Here is a 26,474-nt window from a genome sequence, read left to right as displayed (position 1 = left end):
TAGCGTTCGCTCCAATTAGAGTGAACGATACGTCAACGATGCTGTGGCGCGTGAAGTGACGTCCCGCTCATCCTTCCGCGCCACCGGCCCGGACTCCCGCGAAGGAACCCCATGGATCACTCGATGTACGACGACCCGCCCGTCTACGACTCCGGATACGACGAAGACGCGGTGTACGCGAGTCCTCCGTCCCCCTGGCGGCGCCAGCGGCTGATCGCAGTTCTGGCCGGGACACTGGTGGCACTCATGCTGGTCCTGGTCGTCGTGGACCGCGTCGCTACGAGTCGCGTGGAAGGCCGTATCGCCACCGCGTTCCAGGACGGCATGGACATCCTGGAAGAGCCCTCGGTGGACATCGACGGCTTCCCGGTGCTGACCCAGATGGCCGGCGGCACGTTGCGGCACGTGGGCATCACCGCCCACGACGTGCCCGCCGACGGCTCCGAACGACCGGTGCCCGTGACGGAACTCACCGTCGACCTCAACGACCTCGAACTCTCGGACAACGCCGAGGTGGCCCACGCCCGTGCCGTCGACGCGACCGCCTTCCTGTCGTACGAGGACGTGTCGAACGCACTCGGTCTGGAGATCGCCCGGGACACCGAGCCCGGACGCGTCAAGGCGGTACTCACCCGCCCGCTCGTCGGCGACGTGACTGTGAGCGCGGCCGTCTCGGCGGCCTCCGGCAACCGTGTCGGGTTCACGGACTTCCGGATCGTCCACGGGAACCTGCCGGCGTCCGCACGCCGCCTGCTCGACCGGGTCTTCGCCGAGCCCATCCCCCTGCGGAACATCCCCGAGGGTCTCCACCTGCGGTCCGTCACCCCCACGGCCACCGGACTCGACGCCCGCTTCACCGGGGACACGGTCACCTACCGGCCGCAGTCGTCGGCGGCGTGACGGCCCAGGGCAGCCCGCGCCGTCCCACCCCGCCCGACGCTTCCGGTCTCGAGGTCCTTCGTAAAGCACGCTCTCCGCCCGTGCGTCACGGCGCTGCAACGCACGAGCCAACCGGGCCCGCATCCTGGCCACGGCCCGCAGGGAACTGGGCCGCAACCCCGACATCACCCTCGAGGAACCGACCCGGGCCTCCAGCGCCGTACGCCGTGCCCTCTTCGGTCACGTCCCCGAACGGGCGGCGTTGCTGCAAGCCCTGGCCGAGGAAGCCTCCGGCACACTGCGGAGCAGAGCCTCCGCCGGCGTGACATCCTCGGAGCCGCCCGAACGGGCATGGCCCGTCTCTCCCTGACCATGTGGCCGGCAGGTGACCGCTACCGCATGCTCCTGGCGCTGGCCCGGCACGATCTGGGAGCCGAGCGCGTGGCCGAAATCCTGGCGCCCGCCCGCGACAGGGCCACGGCCGTCCTGAGACGCGGTCAGCGGGACGGTGTGTTCCCCACACATCTGCCGGCCACCGTGCTGAGCGCCGGGGTCGATGCAGTCAACACCGGAGCACTGGACGACGACGGGATCCGCGTCTCCGTCTTCGCCCTGATCATGGCGGGCGCACCCGACCTGCCGGGCATCCGCCGTGGTCGGCGCCGCCCGGCGGACGGTCGACTGACCGAGGGCGAGGCCGTCTCGTCACCGTCTCCACCGGCGCGCCGACGGTGGAGGTGCCCGACGTCACCGGAAGGGACGAGGACACCGCCGCACGGATCCTTTCGGACAAGGGTTTTCCGTCGCGAGTCCGGCACGTCGAGTCCTCGAAGGACGCCGGAACCGTGCTGGAACAGGACCCGCCGACGGTGAGCGGGCCGAGAAGGACACGGAGACCACCCTGACCGTGGCCGAGGAAATCGAGACGACCACCGTTCCCGATCTGACCGGCAGCACCACGGACGAAGCCCGAAGACTGCTGACCGCCCACGACCTCGTGCTCGGCTACACGACCGAGGCCGAGAGCAGCGCCGGCCCCGGGACCGTGATCGGGCAGAGCGTCGCGGAGGACACAGAGGTCGACCCCGGCACCGCGATCGACGTCCGGCTCGCCAAGGAGGCGGCGACCGTCGAGGTGCCCGGCGACCTCGTCGGCGGGACGCTCGCCGACGCGCAGGAGGCACTGGGTCGTCTCGGGCTCGGAACGAACGTCGCATCCGACTGCGCCCAGGCACCCGACGCCGTGGTGACGGCGACCACCCCGCAGGCAGGCAGCGACGTCGCCGCCGACAGCACCGTCACAGTCGTCACCGAATGCCCCGGCACCGGGACGACGGACGACGGAACCCCGGAAGGTGGCTCGACGGCCACGCCCACGCCGACACCTAGCGGTTCGCCCGTCGGAAACGAGGGGGACTGCGCGACGCCGACAGGGCGCTGGCCCTTCGGCTCCAGGTGAGAAGACACATGCACCACCGGAGAGGCTGAGGATCGCCGCCCGGCGCGCTGTGCGCTCGCGCCGTCACTCCCCGCTGTTCGCGGCGAGCCGGGCCGCTGCCTCGTAGACCACCTGGGCGTGCAGTTCGAACATGGCCACCAGGTCGATGCCGTCGCCGTGGATCTCCCGCTGGACGAACAGTCCGTCGGCACCGGCGACGGCATAGTCCGTGATTGTGCGGAGGGCGTCGTCGTCCAGCCCGGGGAACAGCGCCTCGGCCGTCTCGGCGACCTTGCGGCGTGCGGTGTCACGGACCTGGAGGAACACGGTCCGCCCGCGGGGCTCGGTGGGGCGCCGCTCCAGGGCGAGCATCAGGCCGAGGCGGAGGAAGTCGGGTGCGTCGACCAGGGACTTTGCCACGTTCGCGGCCATCGCGGTGACCCGCTCCAGCGGGGTGCCCGCGTCTTCGTCCGGCAGGAGCACCGCGGTCAGCCAGGTGTCGAAGCTGCGCTCGATGACGGCGGCGATCAGGTCGTCCTTGTCCTTGAAGTGCCAGTAGATGGAACTGGCGGGCAGCCCACACTTGGCACTGACGGCCGCGATGCTCGTTCCCTCGTACCCGCGCTCCCCCGCGATCTCCACCGCGGCATCGAGGATGCGCTGCCGCGACTCGACCCCGTTGGCGCGCTTCTTACGGGTCGTGTGCGCCCTGGTCATGTGAACTGCCCCTCCTGTGTGCACTGCCCCTTGACTCTATCGTCCCAGCCATTTTAGCGTAGCGATCACTCCAATTGGAGTGACCACTACATGAAGAGCCGCGAAGACAGTGAGGTGGCCTGTGAGCACGACCGGGGCCGAGAGCAGAAACCGCAGTGACGCGGAGAACGATGTGTACGACGTAGCGGTGATCGGCTACGGACCCACCGGCGTCACCGCGGCGAACCTGCTGGGCGCGATGGGCCTGAGGGTCGTCGTCCTGGAGCGCGACGCCGAGATCTTCACGCGTGCGCGGGCCATCTCCACGGACGAGGAGGTCATGCGGATCTGGCAGCGGATAGGTCTGGCCGAGCGCCTCAAGCAGGACATGCTGACCGAGCGGCCGGTCGACTTCGTCGACGCCAACGGCCGCCCGTTCCTCAGCGCGCGCCCCACCCCACGCGGGCATGGCCACCCGCCGCAGATGTTCATCTACCAGCCCGCACTGGAGCAGGTGCTGCGCGACGGCGTAGACCGCTATCCGAACGTGCGCGTGCTGCTGCGCCACGAGTGCCTGCGGCTGCGCCAGGACGCCGACGGGGTGGACCTCACCGTGGTCGGCACAGCCGACGACTCCGTGCACCGACTGCGCGCCGCGTACGTGATCGCGGCCGACGGCGGCTCCAGCCTCACCCGCGCGCAGCTCAACATCGACTACGAGGGCAAGACGTACGAAGACCGCTGGGTCGTCATCGACACCAAGATGCTCAAGCCATGGCCCGACCACGACAAGCTCCGCTTCCACTGCGACCCCGCCCGGCCCGCCGTCGACTGCCCTACGCCGCTCGACCACCACCGCTGGGAGTTCCCGATCCTGCCCGGCGACGACGAGAAGCACCTGACCACCGAGGACGCCGTGTACCGGCTGGTGGCCCGCTACGGCATCTCCCGCGACAGCATCGAGGTGCTGCGTGCCACCGTCTACAGCCACCACGTCCGCTTCGCCTCCCGCTTCCGCATGGGCCGGGTCTTTCTGGCCGGCGACGCCGCCCACGCCATGCCGCCGTGGATCGGTCAGGGCATGGCCGCCGGCGTGCGCGACGTGGCCAACCTGTCCTGGAAGCTCGACGCCGTGCTCCGAGGTGAACTGCCCGAGAGCGTGCTCGACAGCTACGAGGCCGAGCGCAAGCCGCACGTCAAGGAGGTGACCGGGCGGGCGGTGTTCGTCGGCCGGATCATCACCGAGCGCCGCCTGCCGGTCGCGCGCGTCCGCGACGGTGCCCTGCGCGCCCTGGACCGCATACCGGGGTTCGCCGACTGGATGCAGGACTCGCACTGGATCCCGGTCGCCCGCTACTCCGCCGGCCTGCAGGCCCGTCCCCGCGCCAAGGCGAACGGCAGCCAGGTGCCCCAGCCGTGGGTCACCGGCCCGGACGGAAACCGCGTCCGTCTGGACGACGCCCTCGGCGGCCGCTGGCTGCTTCTGCACGCCTGCACGGCCACGCCCCAGCCGGCGTGGGACCGCCTCGCGCTGCCCTCGCTCACCGTCACCCCGGCCGGCTCCCGGTCCGCCGAGGGCACCCTCGTCGACAGCGACGGCGTCCTGCTGCCCTGGATGCGGGAGCACCGCGCGGCCACCCTCGCGCTGCGTCCCGACGCCTACGTCTACGCCGCCGCGCCCGCCAGCGCCCCGCTCCCGCCGCCCCCGGCCGGCTTCGCGCCCGCGGCCGTGTCCCGTCCGACCCGGGCCGGCGCCCCGACCGAGACCACCACCCAGTGAGGAGCGACATCATGACCGCGCAGACCGCCATGCCTCAGATGCAGGAGACGACGTACGACGTCGGCACAAAGAAGATCTTCGTCGCGGAGACCGGCGACGGCCCGCCCGTCCTGCTACTGCACGGCGGCGGCCCCGGCGCCTCCGGCGTCTCCAACTACCACCGCAACATCGGCGAACTGGCCAAGCAGCACCGGGTCATCGTCCCCGACCTGCCCGGCTACGGCCGCAGCACCAAGGGCGTCAACCCCGCCGACCCCTTCGGCAGCCTCGCCGACGGCATCCGCGGCCTCCTCGACCGACTCGGCCTGGACAAGGCGCACCTGGTCGGCAACTCCTACGGCGGCGCCTGCGCCCTGCGCCTCGCCCTGGACACTCCCGGCCGCGTCGACCGCATGGTCCTCATGGGCCCCGGCGGCATCGGTACCACCCGCGCCCTGCCCACGCCCGGCCTCAACAGCCTGCTCAACTACTACACCGGCGACGGCCCTTCGCGGCTCAAGCTGGAGAAGTTCATCCGCCAGTACCTCGTCTTCAACGCCGCCGACGTGCCGGACGACGTCATCGACGCGCGCTACCGGGACAGCCTCGACCCGGAAGTCGTCGCCGATCCTCCCCTCAGGCGCCCCAAGTCACCGTCCGCCCTGTGGAAGATGGACTTCACCCGCGACCAGCGGCTGACCCGGCTGGCCGTGCCCACCCTGGTGCTGTGGGGCGCGGCGGACAAGGTCAACCGGCCCTCCGGCGGTCCCATGCTCGCCGAGCGCCTGCCCAACTGCGACCTCTACCAGGTCGCCAACACCGGGCACTGGGTCCAGTTCGAACGCGCCGATCTGTTCAACCGCCTGTGCGCCGACTTCCTGGCAGGCCACCGATGACCACCACAGAGACTTCCTCCGTCTTCGGCTCGGTCCACCTCGGGTACGTCGTTATCGAGACCAACCGCTTCGCCGACTGGCAGCGCTTCGGCACCGACGCCATCGGCATGCACCACGACGCCCTCTCCCGCGACCTGATGCGCTTTCGTCTAGACGACCAGGAGTGCCGCTTCCTGCTGCGGCGCGGCCCGGCCGAGGACGTCGTCGCCGCCGGCTGGCACGTCGACGACCACGCCGTCTTCGAGCGGATCGAGGCCCGGATCCGCGCCCACGGTGTCCCGCTGCGTCCCGGCACCGACGAGGAAGCCGCGGTACGAGGCGTCGAACGCCTGCTGCGCTTCCCGGGCCCCAAGGGCATCGTCCAGGAGATCTACACCACCCCGAAGGTCTCCACGGAGCCGTTGCGCATGCTCGCTTCCGCGTTCGTCACCGGCGACTCCGGCATGGGTCACTTGGCCATCACCTCGACGAAGCCGGCCCAGATGCGCGGATACTTCAACACCGTCTTCGACGCCCGCCTCACCGACTACATCGACGAGACGATCAGTGGCGTCAAGCTCAAGATCCGCTTCCTGCGGGTCAACGAACGCCACCACTCCCTCGCCATCGCCGCGGTGCGCGGCCTGCCGATCGACCCCATCCGTACCCGCGTCCAGCACCTCAACATCCAGGCCGCCACCCTCGACGACGTCGCCCGCAGCTACCAGCGCGTGTGCGAACTCGGCTTCGACATGGCCCTGTCCGTGGGCCAGCACACCAACGACCGCGAACTCTCCTACTACGCCCGCACCCCCTCCGGCTTCGAGTGGGAGGTCGGCTGGAACCCCATCGTCGTCGACGAGAACACCTGGCAGCCCTCCACCCACCAGGGCATCAGCATCTGGGGCCACCTCCCCGTCGGCCAGACCATCGTCGACAAACTCGACCAGTTCCGCCTCGGCGCCCGCTCCCTGACCCACCCCGAGATCACCGTCCCCGCCCTCAGCGGCACCGGCATCCCCGACGACTGACCCCCTCGCGGGCCGCACTGCCGAGTGGCGGTGCGGCCCGCTCGCGTCCGCCCGCCACAGGGCGGACGCGCCTGCGTAACCCGCCTTCTCCCGCCCGGCACCCGTCCGTCGCACAGGACTGCGCGCCGGGCACCCATAGACCCCACCCACACAAGGACTGTCCATGCCCCCCCGGTCCGGCCACGGCCTGCCTCCAGAGGCACAGGACGTACTCCCCCGCACCACCGGCCTCGCGGGCCGCCGGTTCCTGGCCACGAACGGCGCGGTCCTCGTACCCACCGTGCTGCTCACCGGGATGGCTGTTGACGTGCTCACCGAGCGACCCGCAGGCGGTCTGCCGCTGGGCGTATTGCTGTCCGCCCTGCAACTGGCCGTCCTGCCGCTCACGTCATGGCGGTACGGTACGACCGTGCCGCCCACCACCTCGAAGGACGGACCGAGGCCAGGCGGACATGACAGACCTGTTCCACGCGGCGCTCACGCCGACCCCGGACGGCGTCACCGACAACCGTCCACTGGTGCTCATCACCTTCCTGGTGTTCGTCGCGCTGTCCCTCCTGCTCTGCATCCTGGCCCGCCCAGAAGGCGACACCACGGCCGACTACCAGGGCATTCTGGCGGTGATGCCCTCGGTGAGGAGGCCAGGTAGTACTCATGTCACCTTCGGCGGAACCGTTCGCGCTGCCCCTGCCTCACGCCCTGGTAACCCGACTACCAGGAATGACAGCCCATCGACCGCCCCACCGCCGCGGGAGGGGCGGCCGACGACCTGTCATCCCTTGTGCCGGGGGGCGAGCGGGTCGCCGGCCTTGCGGACGACGTCGGCGATCCAGGCCATGGCCTCGAGTACATCGTAATTGCCGGCGTGCGGCTGGTTCCAGGCGAGCCGGTAGTCGAGGTCCTCGACCTGCTTGTCCGCGGCGAGTGCCCGGTCGAGGTTGACCGAGACGGTGGCCGCGGTGTCCCGGTCGCGGGTGCCGTGGCGGACGTACCAGTTCGGTGCGGTGTCGGCGCGGGTGCCGATGAAGTCCATCGGGTTGATCAGGTGGACCTGGTCGTCGACGGTGGTGCTCTTCTTGCCCGTGTACTGGTGCCAGGTCAGCCCGGTGTCGTCGAGTCCGCTGCCGTCCCCGGCGATGTCGTTGTGGTTCCAGCTGTACTCGGTGTAGTTCAGGTACTTCTGCGTCGGCGGGCCGAAGAGGTCGGTCTCGGTTCCGCTGGTGGTGTTCCCGTTGACGCCCACCGCGTCGAAGGCGGGGGTCGTCTTCAAGGTGGCCTGGGTGGCGACGAAAGCCAGGTACTTCGCCATGTCGACGGAGCGCACCGTGCGGGTGGCGGTGTCGACGTCGATCCAGTCGTTGACGTACCTCTTGGTGGTGGGCTGACCTCCAGGGGCGCCGGAGGTGATCTCGAAGGTGTCTCCCAGCGGCGGGATCGAATGGGCGGGATCGGCCTTCAGGTAGGTCTCCGCTGAGCGGACAACCTCCTCCTCGATGGTGTCGAGCATGTTCGCGGCAGTGAGGCGGGAGCCCTCGGGGTTGCGCAGCCCAAGGCTCTTCTCGTACGCCGCGAACTCAGCCGCGATCGCGGCGGCGTCCTTGGGCGAGGGGTTCGAGCCCGTGGCGTCCCTGGTGGCGAGGACGTTGTACAGCCACTCGTAGGCGACGTCGGCGTTGCCGAGGTCGGTGATCGGGCAGTACGCGTTGACGGCGAAGACGTCGTCGCGCAGGGTGCTGCGCTCCTTGGCGTCGACACCGGCGGCGCCGATCGCGGCCAGGTACGGGGTGTACTCGCCGCTGTTGCCGGAAGCACCGAGGATCGACGCCAGCGCACCGCCGCCGCTGGTGCCGTTGACCACGATCCGCTCCGCGCTGCCGGGCATCGTCGCGTCGTTGAGGCGCAGGTAGCGGACGGCGGCCTTGGCGTCGACCACAGCCGCCGGAGCCTTGCCGGGGAACGAGCCGTCGGCGCCGATCAGTCCGCGGCTGCGGCTCGCGACGTCGACGAAGACGTAGCCCGCCTTCAGGGCGGCGCCGACGTTGCTGGTCGCACTGTTGTAGGGGGTGCCGTCGGTGACGCTGGCCTTGATGTAACTGGCTCTCCAGCCACTGTTGTTCACTGCGAAGTAGACCGGGGCGCGCTGGTCGCCGAAGGCGCTCTCGGGAACGAACACGTTCATGCTCTGGTAGCCGCAGGCGGTGTTGGGGATCGTGGTGCCGCCGCCGGGGCCGCCGGGCTGCCGGGCCGCCGCCGCGACCGGGTTCGCGACGTAGCAGATCTCCTTGTACCAGCGAACGTTCATCGGCCGGCCGTCGACGGTGACGCTGATCGTCGTGTAGCCGGAGGAGTCGAAGGCGAGCGCCGCGTCTTGGGGGTCTGCCTTGTGGCCACGGCTCTGCGCAGGGGCAGCTGCCGCGACGGAGGCCGGTACTGCGACGAACGTGAGGACGAGGGAGCCCGCCAGCGCCATACCTCTCAGGAGGCGTTCGCGGGTCACGAAGCGTTCCGCCCGCATGCTCGGCCGGTGGGTGAGTGCGTCTCGTCCGCCTGGCGCGGTCAACCTCTGCATGGGTCTCCCCTCATCGAGCAGCAAGTGCTGCGGATGCCTCAAGGTCAAGGCGCGACGCACGCTACAACTTTGTCAACAATATGCCTAGCACTATCGCCGACATTTAGTCTTCCGGAGTCCGGCGGGTCAGAGCCCGGCCGCCGCAGGCACCAGCACCCGGGTGGACACCGACAAGACGTGCTGCTCGCCGACGTGGACGATCCGCCGAGTGCGGCGGCGGCACAGAAGGCGCTGGCAGAGGCGGCGAACCTTACGTACTCGACTTTGGTGCGGCGGCCGGTGAGTCGGGCATCGATGGCCGTAGTCACCCACCGGACCCATTCAGCGAGATGGCCGCCAGGAATAACTTCTTCTACGTCGGTCACGCTGGCGACGGCCCTGAGCGTGACGCCCAGGACGTGTCCGGCAATGCCTAGGGCCGCGCGGACCCGCGGGCGACCCGGATGCCGGGCAGCGGGGTATGCACCGCCGTGCACCCACCACCCGCAGGTGAAGAAGACGGTTTTCGGAAGTTGGGTCGGCGGCAGTGGCTGGTCACCGAGGTGCAGGTGTTGGAACCAGCACTGGCAACAGCACCCACGCGGCCGCCGTCAGGATTCCTTCGGTATGGCGGCGGGGTCGGCGAAGATGTATTCGCGTCCGGCGGCGAGCGCACCGTGGAGGGCCGCGTCGGCACCGAGGGTCCCGGGCGTGACGACTGGGGCACAGGCCGGGAAGGCGCCCCGGCGCGGGGCGAGGCGGGCGTCGATGCCGGGCCTCAACCATGGCAGCCAGTCGGCGAGTCGGCCACCGAGGACGACATGATCAGGGTCGGTCATTCCGGTGAGCGACTGGAGTGCGGCGCCCAGGGCGTGCCCAGCACGGTCCAGTGCAGCCAGAGCGAGCGGCTCCCCCGTATGCAGGCGGTGGTCGAGTTCATTGAGGGCGGCGCTGGTGTCGTGGAGGGAAGCCGAATTGCCGAGACCAGCCGCCTCCAGGACCGCGCGGGTGCTGACGTACGTGGTCAGACAGCCCGTCGCGCCGCACCGGCAGACGGGCCCGTCGAGGGAGACCGGGATGTGGCCGAGCTCCCCGGCCAGGCCGTGACCGCCCTGAAAGACACGGCCGTCGACGATCAACGCACCGGCCACTCCCGCCTCGGACTTCACGTACGCGACGATGCCATCCCGCAAGGCGAGGGCGTGGTACTCGGCCAGGGCCGCGGCCTTGGCGTCGTTGATCACGCCAACGGGGTACGGCAGCCCGGGCAGCCGGTCGGCGACAAGCCGGGCGAGGTGCGAGGCACTGCGCGCAGAACCCGTGGCGTCCTGAGCCCCCTCGGTGACCGGTCCGGACAGGGCGACCACCAGGCGACCGTGATGAACTCCGACCTCCGGAGGACCGACGGCGTCGACGGCGGAGGCGATGTCCTCGGCCAGGGCCTCCTGTGCCCCGAACGGCCCCGAGTTGGGCCGTTGGAGCGGCCGGCCGGGAGCGCCGGCCAGGTCGCACGTCATCACCGTGCTGTACCCCCAGGCCACATGAACGGCTGTGGTCCGCACCCGTCCGGGCACCAGGTTCACCAGTCGGCGCGGACGCCCCCGGCCCCCCGAGGAGGCGGCGCCGACCTCAGCCACCAGGTTGCGCTCGATCAGGTCGGCGACGAGCGCGGTCACCGAGGCGTGACCCAGGCCGGTGCCCGCGGCAACCTCGGTGCGCGCGCACGGGCCGTGCGCGGCGACGTAGCGCAGGACCAGGGAGAGGTTGGCCCGGCGCACGGCTGCGGAGTCGGTGGGAGCGGGGGTATTCACGTCTCGATTGTGCCTGGTCGCCCCAGCACTTCCCGTCTCACGGTCTTCTAATTTTTCAACCATTGAAAATAAAGAACGGAAGCCCGCACACTCAACGTGAAGCGACCCCCGCAGGCGGCGGACGACCCCCTCGACGAGGAGATGATCATGAAGCACAGGGCAGTAACCCGCAGGAGCGTCGTCATAGGACTCGGTGCGACCGCAGGGGTCGCAGCCATCGGCGGCATCGCCCTGACCGCACAGGCAGAAGACACGGAGGGCACCGACAGCAAGGGGGCCTCGGCCAACGACTCCCTGGCCTTCGACCAGGACGACTACAAGGAGAAGACCGAGTCGATCGCTGACGCGTCCGGCACTGAGCACTCGGTGACGTACCGCTTTTACAAGGCCCGCGACTACGTCACGAACCCGAGCGACTCCGATCACCAGAGTCTGGTCGTCAGCGTCCCCGTCGACATCGACGGCAAGGCGGTCGACGCCTCGCATGCCCCCATCGTCCTCGCCAACGCGGTGGGGGCCTACATGCCCTCCACGGTGGCTGACGCCACCGGCGTGGGCCAGGCCAAGCTGGAGATGTCCGGCATGGGCGGCGGCGCCATGCTCGGCGGGACACCCACGGGCGGGAGCACGCCCAGCGGCATGCCGTCGGGCGGCACGGACGGAGGCACGGCGGGTGGCACGGGTGCCATCAACGGCATGGTGAACCTCGCGAAGCTGGCCCTGGCCGCCGGTTACGTCGTGGTGGAGCCCGGCACCCGCGGGCGCAGCCTGACCGACTCCTCCGGCAATTACTACGGCACCGCTCCCGCGGTGATCGTCGACCTGAAGGCCGCAGTGCGCTACATCCGCGCCAACAAGGGCCGCCTCCCGGGCAACACCGAGCGGATCGTGTCCACCGGCACCAGCGCGGGCGGCGCCTCCTCCGCACTGCTCGGCGCCTCCGGCGACAGCAAGATCTACGAGCCGTACCTCAGGGAAGCCGGTGCCGCCGACGGCTCCGACGCCATCTTCGCGACGGGCGCCTGGTGCCCGATCACGGATCTGGAGCACGCCGACGGCGCCTACGAGTGGAACTGGGGCACTCTGCCCACGCAGACCACCGGCAAGACCGTCGACCAGAGTGTGTCGAGGGAGCTCCAGTCGCAGTTCGCCGAATACCAGGCGGGCCTGAACCTCCGCGGCCTCAAGGGCTCGGGCTTCGGCAAGATCACCGCCCGCAATTACGACGAATACCTGCTGGAGCACTACCTCCAGCCGTCGGCGACGACGTACCTCGCGGCCCTGTCGGCGTCCGAGCGCGAGACGTACCTGGCCAAGAACACGTTCATCACGTGGAAGAACAGCCAGGCCACCTTCACCTGGGAGGGCTACCTCACGCACGTGGCACAGCGGAAGAAGACCCAGCCGGCCTTCGACGCGTTCGACCTGTCCGCCGGTGAGAACAACGAGTTCGGCAAGGACACCACCAAGGCCCGTCACTTCACCGCCTACAGCGCGAAGAACGACACCACCGGGCTCGGTGGCAAGCGGGTCGACAGCGACATCCCCGAGAAGCTCAAGCTGATGAACCCGATGTTCCACATCCTCGAAGAAGGCAACCCGAACCGTTCCAAGCACTGGTGGATCCGGCTCGGCACATCCGACACCGACACGGCGCTGACAGTCGCCGCGAACCTCGCCATGGCCGCGGACAACCTCGGTGACGACGTCAACCACGCGTACTATTGGGACATGGGCCACGCCACCAACGAGGACCCGGGTGACTTCATCAAGTGGGTCGCCAAGGTGACGGGTTACAAGAGCTAGCCACTGGCACCGCACCCGTTCCGCCGTTCCTTGCCGGAGCCGACCGCTATGGATGGCCTGAACGCGCTGCGGCGATTGCGCCACCACCAGCCGACATGTTCCGCACATCCTTCCTTGCGCCGCCATATCAGCCCCGCCTGTGATCCGCATCAGGCGCAGCACCGGATGAACGGCCAGGGCAGCTGTCGGGCGCCGCGTGTGACTTGCACGGTGCTCGCCTCACCCAAAGAGTGAGAACAGAATTGTTGACAATTCTGTTCGCCTACATTTAGCGTCGACAGGCACTCACTCAGGGAGGGCAGATGCCGAAGGAAGCCCGTCCAGGCTCCGGAGAGCAGGCCAAGCAGTACGCGCTGGAGCGGCTCAGGAAGGCGATCCTGCAGGGGGAGATGGCACCGGCCCAGCGGCTGGTGGAAAACGAGCTCGCCGAGAACTACGGCGTCACGCGTGCCAGCATGCGTGCCGCACTGCTCGATCTGACCTCCGAGGGGTTGGTCGAGCGGATCCGCAACCGTGGTTCGCGGGTGCGGGTGGTGACGGTCGAGGAGGCCGTGGAGATCACGGAGTGCCGGATGGTGCTCGAAGGGCTGTGCGCGGGCAAGGCGGCGACCGAGGCCACCGACGCGCAGCTCGACGAGCTGACCAACCTGGGCAAGGCCATGTCCAGGGCGGTCACCGACGGCGATCCGGTTGCCTACTCCAAACTCAACCATGACCTCCACGCTCTGATCCGGGACGCCTCCGGCCAGCACACGGCCGTCGGTCTCCTGGAGCGGCTCAATGCCCAGTTGGTGCGCCACCGCTTCCAGCTGGCGCTGCGACCGGGTCGTCCGCAGCAGTCCCTGAGTGAGCACCTGGCCGTGATCGAAGCGATCAGGGCCAGGGATCCGCAAGCGGCCGAGACGGCCGTTCGCGCCCACCTCAGCAGCGTGATCGACGCCCTGCGCGCCGATTGAAGCGCGTTCCTGGGGCGGGTGCGGCACCTGTCACCAAGGAGATGCAGCATGACCCACGGCAACGGCGCACCCGCCGCCGCTCCGTCCCGATCGACCCTCGTTGTGACCGCGCACGCGGGGGACTTCGTGTGGCGGGCGGGCGGCGCCATCGCCCTGGCCACCGCCCGGGGCGAGAAGGTCACCATCGCGTGCCTGACCTTCGGCGAGCGCGGCGAGTCCGCCAAGGCATGGCGGGAGGGCAAGAAGCTCGAGCAGATCAAGGCGATACGCCGGGAGGAGGCCGAGAAGGCCGCCGCCGCCCTGGGCGCCGAGGTCCGCTTCTTCGACGCCGGCGACTACCCGCTCCTCGTCACGGCCGAGCTGACCGACAAGCTCGTCGCCGTCTACCGGGAGACGCAGCCGGACGTCGTCCTCACCCACCCCACCGAAGACCCGTACAACGGCGACCACCCGGCCGCCAACCGCATGGCACTGGAGGCCCGGGTCCTGGCCCAGGCCATCGGCTACCCGGGCGAGGGCGAGATCATCGGCGCCCCGCCCGTCTTCTACTTCGAGCCGCACCAGCCCGAGATGAGCGGCTTCAAGCCCGAGGTCCTGCTCGACATCACCGAGGTGTGGGAGACCAAGCGCAAGGCCATGGAGTGCCTCGCCGCCCAGCAGCACCTGTGGGACTACTACACCGACCTCGCCGTCCGCCGCGGCGTCCAGCTCAAGCGCAACGCGGGCCCCAACCTCGGCCTGGCGCACAAGACCATGGCCGAGGCGTACATGCGGCCCTACCCGCAGATCGCGAAGGAGCTCGCCTGATGCCCGGCATGATCGTCACCAACCCGCCCAAGGCCGAGGCGGAGGACGTCGAGGCGCTGGCCGGCTACGGGACAGCGACCGTCGGTGAGGCCATGGGCCGCACCGGGTTCCTCGGTACCCATCTGCGCCCGATCCAGCAAGGTGTCCGGGTCGCGGGCACCGCTGTCACGGTGCTGTGCTGGCCCGGCGACAACCTCATGATCCACGCGGCGGTCGAGCAGTGCGGCGAGGGCGACGTCCTCGTCGTCACCACCACTTCCCCGTGCCCGGACGGCCTGTTCGGCGAGCTGTTCGCCACGGCCCTCGCCCATCGCGGGGTGCGTGGCGTCGTCCTGAACACCGGTATTCGTGACACCGCCGAACTGCGCGCGATGGCCTTCCCCGCGTGGTCCGCCGCCGTCAGCCCGCAGGGGACGGTCAAGGCGACCGGCGGCAGCGTGAACGTCCCGATCGTGATCGGCGGGCAGGTGATCCGTCCCGGTGATGTGATCGTCGCCGACGACGACGGAGTAGTGGTCGTCCCGCGCGAGCGCGCCCGCGATACCGCCGAGGCGTCCGAGGCCCGCGAGCAGAAGGAGGCCGGGGCCCGCGCCGCCTTTCGGGACGGGCAACTGGGCTTGGATCGCTACGGGTTGCGGGAGACACTCACACGGCTCGGGGTGACCTACCGGGCGTACGAGGAGGTCGAGTCGTGACCCGCCCCGCAGGGGTCCGCTGCATGCTGATACGCGGCGGCACCTCCAAAGGCGCCTACTTTCTGGCAGACGACCTGCCTGCCGAAGAGACCGTGCGCGACGAGCTGCTGCTGCGGGTCATGGGCAGCCCGGACCCGCGCCAGATCGACGGCCTCGGCGGCGCCCACCCGCTTACGAGCAAGGTTGCGGTGGTGTCCCCGTCGGCCGACCCCGAGGCCGACGTCGACTACCTCTTCCTCCAAGTCGCCGTGGACACAGCAGAGGTCTCGAACCGCCAGAACTGCGGCAACCTGCTCGCCGGGGTCGGTCCGTTCGCCGTCGAGCGCGGACTCGTACGAGCAGGGAGCGGCGAGACATCCGTGCGCATCCGCATGGTGAACTCCGGTGACCTCGCCGTGGCGACGTTCCCGACCCCTGACGGCCGCGTCGACTACAGCGGCGACACGGAAATCTCCGGGGTTCCCGGGAGCGCCGCCGCCGTGGTAATCGATTTCCCGCCGCGTAAAGGGCAGTTGCTGCCCACGGGGAACGTGCGCGACACCGTGGCCGGCACCGAGGTGACCTGCGTCGACAACGGCATGCCGACCGTCCTGATACCGGCTGAGGCTCTCGAGGTCACCGGTCAGGAGGACCCAAAAGGACTGGAGAGCGACCGGGAGCTGACCGCCCGACTCCACGAGATACGGCTGACAGCCGGGCGGCTGATGGGGCTCGGCGACGTCACCGACACCACCGTTCCCAAGCTCACCATCCTCTCGCCGCCCCGCCACGGCGGCGCCGTCACCACCCGCACCTTCATCCCGGCCCGCGTCCACACCTCCATCGGCGTCCTCGGCGCCGCGAGCGTGGCGGCCGGACTGCGGATCGAGGGAAGCGTCGCGCACGGCATCGCCATCCTCCCCAAGGACGGCGACCGGCTCCGCATCGAGCATCCCAGCGGATTCACAGACATCGAGAGCAGCATCGATCGCGCCACCGAGGGCGGCCCGACAGCGCGTCGCACCGCCGTCGTCCGCACCGCCCGCAAGATCTTCGACGGCACCGTCTTCCCCGTACCACGCACAGGAGGTCGCTCATGACCCCGCCTCTCGGCGACATCGCCCACATCGGCCACGCCCAGCTGTTCACTCCGGACCTGGACGCCTCCGTCGCCTTCTTCACCGACTTCCTGGGCCTGACCGTCAATGGGCAGAACGGCGAAACCGTCTACCTGCGGACCTTCGACGACTATGAGCACCACAGCCTCGTCCTCACCGCCCGCGAGCAGCCCGGCCTCGGCCGCCTCGCCCTGCGCACCTCCAGCAAGGAGGCGCTCCGGCGCCGGGTGGAGGCCATCGAGGCGGCGGGCGGCACGGGAAAGTGGACCGAGGACGAGCCCGGTCTCGGCCGGCTCTACGTCACCACCGACCCGGACGGCCACGAACACGCCCTGTACTGGGAGAGCGAGTACTACCAGGCCCCCGAAGCACTCAAGCCCGCACTCAAGAACCAGCCACAGGCGAAACCCAACCGCGGCGTCGGCGTCCGCCGCCTGGACCACATCAACTTCCTCGCCGCCGACGTCCTCGCCAACGCCGAGTGGCAGGAACAGCTGCTGGGCGCCCGCCCCACCGAGCAGATCCGGCTCGACTCCGGCAGGATCGCGGCACGCTGGCTGACGTACACCAACAAGTCGTACGACGTCGTCTACACGTCCGACTGGACCGGCAGCGAGGGCCGACTGCACCACATCGCCTTCGCCACCGACACCCGCGAGGACATCCTGCGCGCCGCCGACCTCGCCATCGACACCGGCGTCTTCATCGAGACCGGCCCGCACAAGCACGCCATCCAGCAGACGTTCTTCCTCTACGTCTACGAACCCGGCGGCAACCGCATCGAGCTGTGCAACCCGCTCACCCGCCTCGTCCTCGCCCCAGACTGGCCACTCATCACATGGACCGAGGAGGAGCGCAAGAAGGGCCAGGCATGGGGCCTGAAGACCATCGAGTCCTTCCACACACACGGCACGCCGCCCGTCCACCCCTGATGTGATCTCTCCCCAGGCCCCGGGGAACGGCCACCCGTACCTCGGGGCTTAAATCGTTGCTTATATTGTTAACAAAAGTGTTGACGCGGCGCCTACGGCTTCTTAACGTCTACGCCACAGCGAGCTTGAGGCTCCCCGCGCGGAGCCCGCAGCTCAGGGGCATGCTCCGTCCGTCCCCACCGGATGCGCGAGCCGCACCGGCCCCACTGCCCTTGCAGCCAGGGACCAGGGCCCTGTCCTGACGTCCCGCACGAGAGGAAACAACGATGTCCTCCTCCGCCACCTCCCCGCTCGCCCAGGCGACCGGGACAGCATCCCGCCGTAGCCGCACCGTCGTTATCGCCCTGTGCTGGGGACTCGTCCTCCTCGACGGCATCGACACGTTCATCTACGGCTCCGTGCTTCCGAAAATGCTCGGCGGCCACAGCCTCGGCCTCACCCCCGACACTGCGGGCACGATCGGCAGTTACGCGAACTTCGGCATGCTGCTCGGCACGATTCTGTCCGGCATGGCATCGAACTGGATCGGCCGCCGTGTCACCGTCTTCGTCAGCGTCGCAATCTTCACCCTCGCCACGCTGGGCACCGGCTGGTCCCAGTCCTCGGGCCAGTTCGGCTTCTTCCGCTTCGTGTGCGGTTTCGGCCTCGGCGCGCTGCTGCCGATCGCGATCTCGTACGGCATGGAGTTCACCTCTCGCGGCCGCCGCGCCCTCGCCACCGGCATCATCATGACCGCTCACCAGACCGGCGGCGCCCTGGCCCCACTGATCGCTCTCTGGCTGGTCGACGACCACGGCTGGCGAACGGCCTTCATCGCCTCCGCGCTGCCCGCCCTGATCCTGCTCCCGATCGCCTTCAAGCTGCTGCCCGAGTCACCCACCAACCTGCTCACTCGCGGCCGCCGAGCCGACGCCGAGCTGCTCGCCACCGCCTACGGCACCGAACTTGCCGAGCCGAAGGCGGACCGCAAGGACAAGCTGGACGCGCTGAAGAACCTCTTCCGGAACCGCCAGTGGTCCACCACCCTGTGCTTCTGGCTGACATCCTTCGCGGGTCTGCTCCTGGTCTACGGAGTCGGCCAGTGGCTGCCGAAGATCATGGTCGACCTCGGATACGACACCGGCGACTCGCTGCTCTTCTCGACGTTCCTGAACATCGGCGGCATCTGCGGCATGCTCATCGCCGGCCGCACCGCCGACCGCGTCGGCCCGCGCAAGGTCGTCATCGCCTGGTTCGTCCTGACCGCCGTCTTCGTCTACCTCATGGGCGTCCAGATGTCGGTCGGCCTCCTGTACGCGGTGGTCTTCTTCGCTGGACTGCTGCTCTTCTCCGGCCAGACCATGGTCTACGCGACGGTCGGCACCCACCACAACGACGAAGACCGCCCCACCGCCCTCGGCTGGGTCTCCGGTATGGGCCGATTCGGCGCCATCTTCGGCCCGTGGATCGGCGGCGCCCTCCTTGAGGCGGGCAAGGCCGACATCGGCTTCACCATGTACGCCTGCGCCGCGCTCTTCGGCGCGGTCATGATGACCGCGGCTGCCCTCACGATCAAAATGCACACGCCCGCGAAGGTCTGACCACAGGCAGAGGGAATAGACACTCCAGCGCCGCCAACCTACGAAGAGTGGCGCACCACGTGGCCCTGCGGTCAAACTGCAAGTAGCCTCCGCAATGCGCTCGGCTGGGTTCTCCCAGCCGAGCGCATTGCCTGGGCGGCGACCTCCGGACCGATGCCCACTACCTTGAGCAGCTGCGGAGCGTGGTTCCATCAGCCAAGTCATGCAGCCTTTCGGGTCCTGGACCTCTTCGCTTAGCTGCCTGATGCGTCGGGGCTAGAAGGCACAGGACCACGTGCGCCGGCGCGGGGCACACTCCCCCGCCGGCCCGCACGGATGAACGGCCTTGAGCAGGCGTACGCCCTCCTCAAGCGTCTGATGGACACGAAGAGTCGCCGTACGGCGTCTACTGCGCCGCGGTCGCCTTCGTCTCTGCCGATTCCGGACTTCGCCACAGACGGATCGCCTGGGTGTGGGCGTCGGCCGCCGAGTCCTTGGCCAGCTTGCACATCTGGCCGATCTCCAACGGTTCAACAGGCCGTTGTCCATCCGACCGTGTGGTCGGTGGAGTGCGAACACCGGACTGGTTCGGGAGGGCCTTGACCCAGAATCTTGGCCACGGGCTATGCGGCTGTCGATGTCGCGTTGACGGACTCGGCGAGTGCGTGTCCGTTCTGGAGCCGATCGCACTCACGGACATGTACCGAAGGCGACAGCGACGGCTTCACGGGAGCCACCTGCCTCTACGCGATCTACGACGCGATGTCCGGAGCGTGCGCCCTGGCCCGCTCGGGACACCCGGAACCGTCCCTGGTGCACCCCGACGGGGCCGTGGAGTACTCGAAGGTGGCGGAAGGCCCTGGCACGCCGGGACCGATGCTCCGAGGAGATGTGCCAGGACGTTCTCGACGCCCTGCTTCCGGACCGCCCGAACGACGACGTCGCACTGCTCGTCGCCCGCACTCGCCTGCTGGATCCCTCCCCGGGTGACCGAGTGAGACGTGCCCGAGGATCCCGCAGTCGTCGCCGCATCCGGGCCGACGTCACCCGACGGCTGGACGCCTGGGATCTCGACGAGACGCTGGCCTTCAACACCGAGCTGGTGATCAGCGAGTTGGTGACCAACGCCATCACTACGCCACCGGTCCGATTCGACTGTGCGTCCTGATCTACCACGACAGTCTGGTCTGCGAGGTGACCGACGGCAGCAGCACCCTCACCGCACCTGCGCCGCGCGGCGACCACCGACGAGGGCGGACGAGGGCTGTTCCTCGTAGCCCTGTTCTCCCAGCGGTGGGAACCCGGGTCTCCGCTCGCGGCAAGGTCATGGGGACGGAACAGTCCCTTCAGCGCCCCTCGCCCGACGCCCAGGAGGCGACGGCGCTACGGCCACGCAGCGGCGGCGCAGCTGGCCGCCACGCTCTCCGGCCGGTCCGACACCCATTACGTCGACATAGCGGGCCGACGGCGCGGCAGTCATCTGTTCCATCACCCCTCGCTCCCGGCGAGAGGGCGACGACCTTCTCCTGGAGCGCCTCCAGCGCACCCCGCATGTCACCTCGGTGAGCTCCCACTGCGTCCTGCACGCCTTCTACGGCCACTCGCTGCGCTCACTGCGCAACATCAGTGCTCTGGAGCCGGCGGAGGAGAGCGCCCTGCGCGCCCCGGCCCCCCTCCCCCGACCTCGCCGCCGCCCCGGTCACTCCGGACGCGGTCGACCACGCCATGCTGGAAGCACCGCGCATCGACGGGCGGGCCACCCTGACCGATCTGCAGCGGGTGACAGGCATGTCCGAGACCGCAGTGCGCAAGCGCCTGGACCGGCTGCGTGCCGCGGGAGTCCGGCACATCGCCGCCGAGTACGACCATGAGCCGCTCGGCCAGGGCATCGAGGCACTGGTCTGGCCGACCGTCTCTCTACACGACCTGGTCTGAGCGGATCAGGCGCTCGCCGCCCGGCCCGAGGTGCGGTTCGCCGCCGCCATCGCCGGCCGCACCAACCTCGTATTCCCGGTCCTCTGCCAGACACCTCCCGGTCTTTACGCCTTCCTCGCCGAGCAGGTCGGCGCACTGTTCGGTGTCCACGCGGCGGATACGATGCCCGTCCCGCGCAGGGTCCAAGACGCTGACCGTCGGGGTGACGGCCATTGCCTCGGGAACCGGTGCGCGTCGGCTGCCGGGTACGCCGACGCGCGACCCTCCGGACGTCACTCCGCCCGGTAGGTTCCGCCAGGCTCGCCGCCGTCACGCAGCCACTCCACCACCAGTTCGTCCTTGGTGCCGAAGCGGACGAGATGGCGTCCGACGACTGCCTCCAGCCGCTCCGGAGAGCCGCCCTCCGCCTCGACCGTGAGCAGCAGCGCGCCGTCCCCGGCGGTGAGCGTGCCCACGCCGTCCTGGAACAGCATCCGCCCTTCGCCCCTTTCGTCGTCCCATGCGGTCTCGGCGCGGCGACCGAGGTGGCTCACGAGCTGCTTGGCGTAGCGGTGCGGCCGCTCGGTGACCACCCGGGCCGCGGAGCGGGCTCGCCCGCCGGCGAGGCCGGGCAGGGCGACGCCGAACTCGTCGGCGACCTCGGTCAGCTGCTTCCACACCTTCGGGGCGACCGGGATGCCGTCCGCGGCCCGCTCTGCGGCGACGGCGGCGCTACGTTCACCGGGGTAGTACACGCCTTCGGCGCCGTCGGCCGGAGTCAGGGTCTTGAGGGTGGCCAGAGTGGCCTCCACCGACTCGGCGAACGGCTCGGCGCCGCCGAAAGCTGCCGGGTCGACGGCGATCAGCAGGGCGTTCTGGCGGTGCTTGCGGCCCTTGGGATCGCCGGAGTGGAAGCCGGCGAAGATGGGAGCGCCGACCAGCACGCTGGTCAGCAGCTCGAAGGCGAGTGACATCCCAGACCCCTTGGCCCCGCCGAGCGGCAGCGGCAACACGGCCTTCTCGGGGTCCGTGGTCGGGGTGCCGTCCTCGGTGGCGGCGGCGCCCTCTGGCAGCGCGGCGCCGGACGCCTTGGCCTGACGGATCTTCCCGAGGGCGATGGTCGCGGTGGCCATGTCGAGGAGCAGCGGAGCGCGGCCGTCGGCGGGCACCGCGATCGCCAGCGGGCTGGTGGCCACGGCGGCGCCCTTGGCCCCGGTGTAGCCCATGTTGGGCATGCCGGCGACGAACGCCAGGCCGACCAGGCCCTGTTCGGCGATCTTCGACACATAGCGGCCGATGGCTCCGGTATGCACGGTGCGACGCACGCCGACGGCGGCGATGCCGGTGATTCGGGCCCGGGTCACGGCCTCCTCTGCGGCAGCGGTGAGCGCGACCGGGCCGGGTGCGCGGTCGGCGTCGAGAACGACCGCGGCCGGCGTGGAGGACTCCAGCCGTATCTCGGGGGTGGCGTTGGCGATGCCCTTGGCCAGTAGTTCCAGATAGGCGGGGACCCGGGCAATGCCGTGCGAGTCGACGCCCCGCTGTGCGGCCCAGACGAACGCCTCGGCGGTGGTGACGGCGTGGTCGGGGCTCAGGCCGCCCTTCTGGAGAAGGGCGGCGGCGAAGACCCGCAGGTTCTCCGCGGGAACCAGGACCTTGCCTGGCTTGGGGCTCGGTGAGTCGGTCATGGTGGCGGGAGCCTCCTGGATCAGCGGGTGACGAGGACGTCGACGACGGCGGTGGTGCCGTCCGCCACAGCCTTGAGGGCGCGTTCGAGAGCGGGAGCGAGCGCCTCTGCGGTGTCGACGGTCTCGGTGTGCATGCCGAAGGGTTCGGCGAAGCCGGCGAGTCGGGGCAGCCGGTGCAGATCGGTGCCGAGCCATTCCCCGGTCTCGGCCGCCGCTCCCTCGGGGTAGAAGCGGCGGTGGTTGAGGTTCATCGACTTGTAGACACGGTTGTTGAAGACCACGATCAGTACCGGCAGGTCGTATGCCTTCGCCGCGTCGTACGACGGGATCACCGGGTTGTAGGTGAAGGCGCCGTCGCCGATCGTGAGCACCACCGGGCGTTCCCTGGCGGCGAGTTTGACGCCGAGGGCGACCGCGATGCCCTGGCCGAGCCCGCCCTGCACGTAGAAGTACGAGTCGGGGTCGGTGGTCTGCAGGTGCCGCTTGACGACGCGGCTGTGGGTGATGGTCTCGTCGACGACGACGCCGCCGGAGCCGGCGAGCAGCTTGCGCAAGGTGGCGGCGACCAGGACCGGGTCGACGCCCTCGGACTGTGCCGCCTTCGCCTCGGCTGCGGCGATGGCGGACTGCTCGGCAGCGTGGCGCTCCTCCTGCGCCGCACGGCGTGCGGCGACGGAGCTCTCGTCGAGATTCTTTGCCCGCTTGGCCAGTTGGCGCAGGGTGTTGGTGACGTTGCCCTCCAGGTAGGCGTCCGCGAAGAGGACCTGGTAGACGATGTGCGGGCGCTGCGGCACCTGGTCGATGACGACGATCTTCGCCTTGGACGGTCTGCGGCTCGGCGGGTAGAACGGGGCGCGGCAGTTGACCAGGAGGATCAGGTCCGCCTCGTCCATCCACGGTCCGATCTCGCCGCCCGCGTGCAGCGGGTGGGTGCGCGGGAAGTTGCCGCACACCGCCGAGTCGGGCTCGACGACGGGGATGTCCCAGGCCTCGGCGAAGGCGACCAGCGCCTCGAAGCCGCCCGCCTCACGGCCCGCGGTCTCGGTGACGATCACGGGGTTCTTCGCCTCGCGGATCAGCTGCGCGACCGGGTCGACCTCCTCGGGTGAGGAGTGCATGGAGCCCGGCGGCACGATGGGCTTGGCCTCGCGGCCGTCCCACTCCTCCAGCAGGATCTCCAGCGGGACGTTCAGGTAGGCGGGGCCCGCCGGGGCCCGCCAGGCCAGCTCCGCCGCCCGGGTGATCATGGTGGGCAGGGTGTGGATGCCGGCGGCCTCGTTGGACCACTTGGTGAACGGCTGTGCCACATGGTGCGGTCCGCCCACGATGGACAGGTTGCGGTACCACTGGCCGCCCGGGTCCTGGCCGGGGCCGTCGCCGTACGTGGTCGACTCCGAGGAGGTGACCACCATCGGAACGCCGGCGAGGAGGGCGCCGTGCACCGCCATCGAGCCTTGGAGCAGGCCAGGAGCGGCGTGCAGGAGCACGCCCTGCGGGCGGCGCTCGACCAGGCCGTAACCCGTGGCCATGCCGACCGCCACCGTCTCGTGGGTCAGATCCAGGTACTCCGGCGCCGGCTCACCGTCGCGGTGACGCCAGGCCAGGGACTCCCACACCGGGGCCCACTCGGACCCCGATGAACAGAAGATGTAGTCGGCGCCGACGGCGTTGAAGGCGGAGACGACGGCGTCACCGCCGTCGGCGCCCGGCCTGTTGTTGCTGTCCGTCATCTCGTGTGCGTCCTCAGCCCTCGTACGGCCAGTTCAGGACCTCGGAGATACCGCGGCCCATGATCCATTCAAGCTCCTCGGGCGTGAAGTCCCAGTGCTTGGTGAACTGCTCGATCGTGTCGGTGTAGGTGATGCCGTGCCCGAGCAGGCGGGTGATGTCGGTGCCGTAGAAGCAGCGCTGCGGCCCCATCTTGTCGACCATCTCGCGGACGTACTTCTGGATGTTGCTGTTCGGGAAGGGCTGCGTGGAGTAGCCGGGCAGCGCCGAGACCTTCACGTAGATGTTCGGGTGGGCGGCCAGGTCGGCGGTCTCCGAGACCCAGTAGCCGATCGCGTCGTCGACGCAGCGCGCCATGATGCCCATGTGGTCGATGATGATCTTCAGCTCGGGGTGCTTGGCGGCGATCTCGCCCAGCTCGCGCTTCCAGATGGGGGCGTGGACCATGGTGGGGATGCCGAGCTGTTCGGCGATCGGCCAGTACCAGTCGTTGGTGCCGTCGATCATCCAGTTGCGGTCCTGCGGGCGGTGGAAGGTGAGCCGGGTGCCCTTGATGTGCGGGTTCTGGGCGAAGTCCTTCAGCATCGCGGTGCCTTCGGCCTCGTTGTCCTGGGGGACGCGGGCCATGATGCCGAAACGGTCCGGGTGGGCCTCGCAGGCCTCCAGGGCGTAGTCGATGCGGTTGCCCTCCCAGGACGGCGGGAGGATCAGCGCCCGGTTGACGCCGGCCTCGTCCATCAGCTCCAGGGCCTCCTCGTAGGAGAAGGGGTCCTCGCGGTGGCCGTTGAGGCGGATGCGCTCGCGCGCCCCCGGGACCCAGGGGCGGTCCGGGGTCTCTTCCTTCCAGATGTGGATCTGGGTGTCGACGACGAACATGTCGAACTCGCTTTCTCGAACGTTCTCGAAGGGGGTGGTGGGTGGTGTGCAACGAACGCTAGGCGGGTGAAGAGGTCTTGCCGAGAGCTTGGGATGCAAGCTGTTGTTGCGCGAAAGTGCGCTGTGAACTGGGCATTCGCGGCGTGCTTCAGGCCTCGCCGAAGACGGCGCCGACGATGTGCTCGGCGATCGCCATGGAGGCGGTGGCGGCCGGCGAGGGCGCGTTGCGCACGGCGGTGATCCTGCCAACCCGGTGGATGCGGAAGTCGTCCACGAGGGTGCCGTCCCGGTCCAGGGCCTGGGCCCGTACGCCGGCTCCGCCGCGGATCACGTCCCCCGCACCCACGCCGGGGACGTACAGGCCTGCGTCCTTCATGAAGGCCGTGGTGGACAGCGAACCGCGGTACTCCTTGACGCCGGTGCGCCAGTGCTGGGCCGCCATCCTCCAGGAGCCCGGATATGCGGCGAGGCCGAGCAGGTCCTTCGGGGAGACCTTGGTGAGCCGGTAACCCTCCCTGGCGAGTGCCAGAACGGCGTTGGGGCCGACCTCCACCGTTCCGTCGACCCGGGGGGTGAAGTGGACACCCAGGAAGGGGTAACGGGGGTCCGGCACCGGATAGATGAGGCCGCGGACGAGGTGGGTGCGATCCGGCTTGAGCAGCATGTACTCACCCCGGAACGGGATGATCCTGGGTTCCTGCTTGTCCTGGGCGAGCCTGGCCACCGAGTCCGACTGCAGGCCGGCGCACAGAATCAACCGGTCCACCTTCAGGCGCTGTTGTCCGGAGGCCACCTCGATGCCGCCCGGCACGTTGGTGATGCCGGTGACGGGGAAGCCGAGTCTGACCTCGCCGCCCGCGTCGGCGATGTCCTTGGCGAACTCCCGGGCGATCGCCGGGTAGTCGGTGATCGCGGTGCGCGGGGAGTGCAGGGCCGCGATGCCAGCGGCGTTGGGCTCCAGCTCCTTGATCTCGTCCTTGGAGACCCTCCGCAGGTCGGGCACGTGGTTGTTCTTGGCCCGCTCGTAGAGGTTCTCCATACGGCCCAGCTCGTCCTGGCGGACCGCCATCACGAGCTTGCCGATCTCCCGGTAGGGCAGCTCGCGGTCCTGGCAGTACTCGCGCAGCAGTGCCACGCCGCGCACCGTCAGGTCCGCCTTGAGGCTGCCCGGCGTGTAATAGATGCCCGCGTGTACGACGCCCGAGTTGTGGCCGGTCTGGTGCAGCGAGACCTGCTGTTCCTTCTCGAACACCACGACACGGGTGCCGGGGCGCCTGAGCGCGATCTCGCGGCCCGTGGCCAGGCCCACGATGCCGGCACCGACGATGCCGATCGTCTCGTCAGCCATCGGCATCCTCCTCTCTGTTCTTGCCGCTCCC

The 26,474-nt window shown here is 69.6% G+C and carries 22 protein-coding genes and 2 pseudogenes; 17 read left to right on the top strand and 7 right to left on the bottom strand.

What is annotated here, in order from left to right; genetic code table 11:
- The first annotated feature begins 111 nt into the window (after positions 1–111).
- From ACZ7MF_RS11545 to ACZ7MF_RS11530, 4 genes and pseudogenes are all read left to right on the top strand, one after another.
- Positions 112–900 carry an LmeA family phospholipid-binding protein gene (locus ACZ7MF_RS11545; protein ID WP_471476025.1) on the top strand — a complete coding sequence of 263 codons (789 nt, stop codon included), beginning with the start codon at positions 112–114 and terminating at the stop codon, positions 898–900.
- Between the two features lie 121 nt (positions 901–1,021).
- A pseudogene (locus tag ACZ7MF_RS11540) lies at positions 1,022–1,515 on the top strand (TetR/AcrR family transcriptional regulator); the annotation flags it as partial.
- 95 nt (positions 1,516–1,610) lie between these two features.
- Positions 1,611–1,784: a PASTA domain-containing protein gene (locus ACZ7MF_RS11535; protein WP_471476023.1), complete on the top strand. Its 174-nt coding sequence runs from the start codon at positions 1,611–1,613 to the stop codon at positions 1,782–1,784.
- Positions 1,785–1,786: 2 nt separating this feature from the next.
- A complete protein-coding gene (locus tag ACZ7MF_RS11530) occupies positions 1,787–2,338 on the top strand; it encodes a PASTA domain-containing protein (RefSeq protein ID WP_471476021.1) in 552 nt (183 codons plus the stop codon).
- Positions 2,339–2,401: 63 nt separating this feature from the next.
- Here ACZ7MF_RS11530 and ACZ7MF_RS11525 read toward each other — a convergent pair whose 3' ends face one another.
- Positions 2,402–3,034, bottom strand: a complete 633-nt coding sequence (locus ACZ7MF_RS11525) for a TetR family transcriptional regulator (protein ID WP_471476019.1) — start codon at positions 3,032–3,034, stop codon at positions 2,402–2,404.
- Positions 3,035–3,155: 121 nt separating this feature from the next.
- Between ACZ7MF_RS11525 and ACZ7MF_RS11520 the strand changes: the two genes are divergently transcribed.
- The 3 genes from ACZ7MF_RS11520 to ACZ7MF_RS11510 are packed head-to-tail and all read left to right on the top strand — an operon-like array spanning position 3,156 to position 6,678.
- Positions 3,156–4,793 carry a bifunctional 3-(3-hydroxy-phenyl)propionate/3-hydroxycinnamic acid hydroxylase gene (locus ACZ7MF_RS11520; protein WP_471476017.1) on the top strand — a complete coding sequence of 546 codons (1,638 nt, stop codon included), beginning with the start codon at positions 3,156–3,158 and terminating at the stop codon, positions 4,791–4,793.
- 11 nt (positions 4,794–4,804) lie between these two features.
- On the top strand, positions 4,805–5,668 hold the full coding sequence (locus tag ACZ7MF_RS11515) for an alpha/beta fold hydrolase (protein WP_471476015.1): 864 nt from the start codon (positions 4,805–4,807) through the stop codon (positions 5,666–5,668).
- Positions 5,665–6,678 carry a VOC family protein gene (locus ACZ7MF_RS11510; protein ID WP_471476013.1) on the top strand — a complete coding sequence of 338 codons (1,014 nt, stop codon included), beginning with the start codon at positions 5,665–5,667 and terminating at the stop codon, positions 6,676–6,678. Before ACZ7MF_RS11515 ends, ACZ7MF_RS11510 begins: the two co-directional genes overlap by 4 nt.
- Positions 6,679–7,450: 772 nt before the next feature.
- Here the strand turns inward: ACZ7MF_RS11510 and ACZ7MF_RS11505 are convergent.
- The gene (locus ACZ7MF_RS11505; protein ID WP_361570143.1) at positions 7,451–9,175 is read right to left on the bottom strand and encodes a subtype B tannase; all 1,725 of its coding nucleotides are present in this window, start codon (positions 9,173–9,175) and stop codon (positions 7,451–7,453) included.
- Positions 9,176–9,837: 662 nt separating this feature from the next.
- Positions 9,838–11,037 (bottom strand): ROK family protein, encoded by a 1,200-nt coding sequence (locus ACZ7MF_RS11500; protein WP_361570145.1) that lies wholly within the window; start codon positions 11,035–11,037, stop codon positions 9,838–9,840.
- Between the two features lie 147 nt (positions 11,038–11,184).
- Here ACZ7MF_RS11500 and ACZ7MF_RS11495 point away from each other — a divergent pair, with 147 nt between their 5' ends.
- From ACZ7MF_RS11495 to ACZ7MF_RS11450, 10 genes and pseudogenes are all read left to right on the top strand, one after another.
- A complete protein-coding gene (locus tag ACZ7MF_RS11495; RefSeq protein ID WP_361570249.1) occupies positions 11,185–12,843 on the top strand; it encodes a subtype B tannase in 1,659 nt (552 codons plus the stop codon).
- A gap of 302 nt (positions 12,844–13,145) precedes the next feature.
- Positions 13,146–13,799, top strand: a complete 654-nt coding sequence (locus ACZ7MF_RS11490; protein ID WP_361570147.1) for a GntR family transcriptional regulator — start codon at positions 13,146–13,148, stop codon at positions 13,797–13,799.
- A 48-nt stretch (positions 13,800–13,847) separates the two neighbouring features.
- The gene (locus tag ACZ7MF_RS11485) at positions 13,848–14,606 is read left to right on the top strand and encodes a PIG-L deacetylase family protein (protein WP_471476011.1); all 759 of its coding nucleotides are present in this window, start codon (positions 13,848–13,850) and stop codon (positions 14,604–14,606) included.
- The gene (locus tag ACZ7MF_RS11480) at positions 14,606–15,301 is read left to right on the top strand and encodes a 4-carboxy-4-hydroxy-2-oxoadipate aldolase/oxaloacetate decarboxylase (protein ID WP_471476009.1); all 696 of its coding nucleotides are present in this window, start codon (positions 14,606–14,608) and stop codon (positions 15,299–15,301) included. The genes ACZ7MF_RS11485 and ACZ7MF_RS11480 overlap by 1 nt, the downstream gene beginning before the upstream one ends.
- Positions 15,298–16,380 (top strand): 4-oxalomesaconate tautomerase, encoded by a 1,083-nt coding sequence (locus ACZ7MF_RS11475; protein WP_471476007.1) that lies wholly within the window; start codon positions 15,298–15,300, stop codon positions 16,378–16,380. The genes ACZ7MF_RS11480 and ACZ7MF_RS11475 overlap by 4 nt, the downstream gene beginning before the upstream one ends.
- Positions 16,377–17,330: a catechol 2,3-dioxygenase gene (locus tag ACZ7MF_RS11470; RefSeq protein ID WP_471476005.1), complete on the top strand. Its 954-nt coding sequence runs from the start codon at positions 16,377–16,379 to the stop codon at positions 17,328–17,330. Before ACZ7MF_RS11475 ends, ACZ7MF_RS11470 begins: the two co-directional genes overlap by 4 nt.
- Positions 17,331–17,596: 266 nt before the next feature.
- Positions 17,597–18,910 carry an MFS transporter gene (locus tag ACZ7MF_RS11465; RefSeq protein ID WP_361570157.1) on the top strand — a complete coding sequence of 438 codons (1,314 nt, stop codon included), beginning with the start codon at positions 17,597–17,599 and terminating at the stop codon, positions 18,908–18,910.
- 684 nt (positions 18,911–19,594) lie between these two features.
- Positions 19,595–20,455 (top strand): annotated as a pseudogene (locus ACZ7MF_RS11460) (ATP-binding protein); the annotation flags it as partial.
- A 60-nt stretch (positions 20,456–20,515) separates the two neighbouring features.
- A complete protein-coding gene (locus ACZ7MF_RS11455) occupies positions 20,516–20,824 on the top strand; it encodes an Lrp/AsnC family transcriptional regulator (protein WP_471476003.1) in 309 nt (102 codons plus the stop codon).
- A gap of 30 nt (positions 20,825–20,854) precedes the next feature.
- Positions 20,855–21,112 (top strand): hypothetical protein, encoded by a 258-nt coding sequence (locus ACZ7MF_RS11450; RefSeq protein WP_471476002.1) that lies wholly within the window; start codon positions 20,855–20,857, stop codon positions 21,110–21,112.
- Here the strand turns inward: ACZ7MF_RS11450 and ACZ7MF_RS11445 are convergent.
- The 4 genes from ACZ7MF_RS11445 to lhgO form a co-directional block, all read right to left on the bottom strand.
- Positions 21,097–22,491, bottom strand: coding sequence for an Ldh family oxidoreductase (locus ACZ7MF_RS11445; RefSeq protein WP_471476000.1), 1,395 nt, complete (start codon positions 22,489–22,491; stop codon positions 21,097–21,099). The two genes, ACZ7MF_RS11450 and ACZ7MF_RS11445, sit on opposite strands and share 16 nt — an antisense overlap.
- A 20-nt stretch (positions 22,492–22,511) precedes the next feature.
- The gene (locus ACZ7MF_RS11440) at positions 22,512–24,221 is read right to left on the bottom strand and encodes a thiamine pyrophosphate-dependent enzyme (protein WP_471475998.1); all 1,710 of its coding nucleotides are present in this window, start codon (positions 24,219–24,221) and stop codon (positions 22,512–22,514) included.
- A 13-nt stretch (positions 24,222–24,234) separates the two neighbouring features.
- Positions 24,235–25,095, bottom strand: a complete 861-nt coding sequence (locus ACZ7MF_RS11435; protein WP_399691885.1) for an amidohydrolase family protein — start codon at positions 25,093–25,095, stop codon at positions 24,235–24,237.
- A gap of 148 nt (positions 25,096–25,243) precedes the next feature.
- Positions 25,244–26,443, bottom strand: a complete 1,200-nt coding sequence (gene lhgO / locus ACZ7MF_RS11430) for an L-2-hydroxyglutarate oxidase (protein ID WP_471475996.1) — start codon at positions 26,441–26,443, stop codon at positions 25,244–25,246.
- Between the last annotated feature and the right edge of the window lie 31 nt (positions 26,444–26,474).

The organism is Streptomyces sp. NPDC111628 (genome assembly GCF_055635195.1).
The sequence above is the reverse complement of the archived record's forward strand: the minus strand, read 5'-3'. Positions and strand labels throughout refer to the sequence as shown.